The sequence below is a fragment of the Kitasatospora sp. NPDC059747 genome (assembly GCF_042732955.1).
Classification (GTDB): Bacteria; Actinomycetota; Actinomycetes; order Streptomycetales; family Streptomycetaceae; genus Kitasatospora.
The window spans coordinates 2,086-3,226 of sequence record NZ_JBHWGV010000084.1 but is presented as its reverse complement, the minus strand read 5'-3'; the positions used below and the strand labels follow the sequence as shown (position 1 = coordinate 3,226).

Genomic DNA, 1,141 nt, shown 5'->3' with positions numbered 1-1,141 from the left:
AACCGGCGTTCCGTGCGTCAGTGATCGATGTGGAACGACTCGCCGTAGACCTTCCACACCAGGGGCGTGTTGAGGTCCAGGTTGCCGTTGCGTAGGAACACCAACTGTTCGGTGTCCACGCGGTCGGTCTCGTCGTGGGCGGCCTCGGTCTTCATCGCGGCCCGGCGGGCGTCGAGGAAGGCCGCGAGGTAGGTCTTCTCGTCGCCGCCCTGGGCCGGTGTCTTGGCCTTGCGCATCGCGGCGGCGCGGATGCCGCCGAAGCTGACCGGCTCGTCGCCGGGGCCGTGCATGACGATCGCGTCGTAGTAGGCGAACTGGCCGAGCGCGCGCAGTCCGTCGGTCTGGGCCTGCATGACGGCCGGGTTGAAGTAGACGCGGTCGCGCTCGTCCTGCTGCGCCTGCTGGAACGCCGGGTCCTGGGCGGCCTTCTTCCAGTCGGAGACGAAGTCCGGGTCCAGGCCCGAGTGCGAGGCGGACCCGTTCACCTTCTGCAGCGCCGGGAGGTACTTGCTCAGGACGTTGCCCGGCTTGAGCTGCTCGTAGTGCTTCACGAGGTCGAGCATGTCTCCCGTGCCCGAGCAGAAGCCGATGATGCCGCCCGTGTAGCCGCGGCCGTCCTTGATGTCCTCGATGTACGCGAACTGGGCCTTCCAGTTCAGCGAGGAGTTCTCGGCGCTGGAGACCAGCTGCTGGGCGATGTCCTTCAGGCGGGGGTCGTTCAGGCCGGCCGCCGCGCCCGGGGTGGCGCTCGCCCCGACCCCGGAGGGCTGCGGCTGGGGCTGGGTGGTGCGGTGCGGGCGGGCGCTGGCTGCGGTCGCGGTGACGGCGGTGATCAGCACGGCGGCCATGGTGACGTGCAGGCCCTTCGGCCGGGACGGGCGGGCGGGGGTGGACGGCATGCGTGCTCCGGGATCCAGTGGAGAAGGGATGTGTTCGGTCAGGCCTCGGCGGCCGGTTCGGGGCGACCAGCGACGCAGGCCTCCCTGATCGGCTGTCGGGATCCACCCCGGTCGGTGCCCCGCCCAGCTGTACGGCGTGCATCCGTCGGTTGGTTCACCCGGTTGGGGGGGGGGGGCCGGGGGGGGGGGCCCCCCCCCCGCCGGCGCGGGGGGCGGGCGGCCCCCGCCCGCGCGGACGCCGG

1 protein-coding gene is annotated in these 1,141 nt (G+C 72.1%); it reads right to left on the bottom strand.

Translation table 11 applies throughout. From position 1 onward, the window contains the following. Positions 1 to 17 precede the first annotated feature (17 nt). Positions 18 to 899: a chitosanase gene (locus tag ACFV4G_RS30145; RefSeq protein ID WP_380445283.1), complete on the bottom strand. Its 882-nt coding sequence runs from the start codon at positions 897 to 899 to the stop codon at positions 18 to 20. Positions 900 to 1,141 lie beyond the last annotated feature (242 nt).

What these genes read in the sequence shown, in the direction of transcription:
- ACFV4G_RS30145 (WP_380445283.1), bottom strand. Translation starts at nt 899, where the DNA reads ATGCCGTCCACCCCCGCCCGCCCGTCCCGGCCGAAGGGCCTGCACGTC.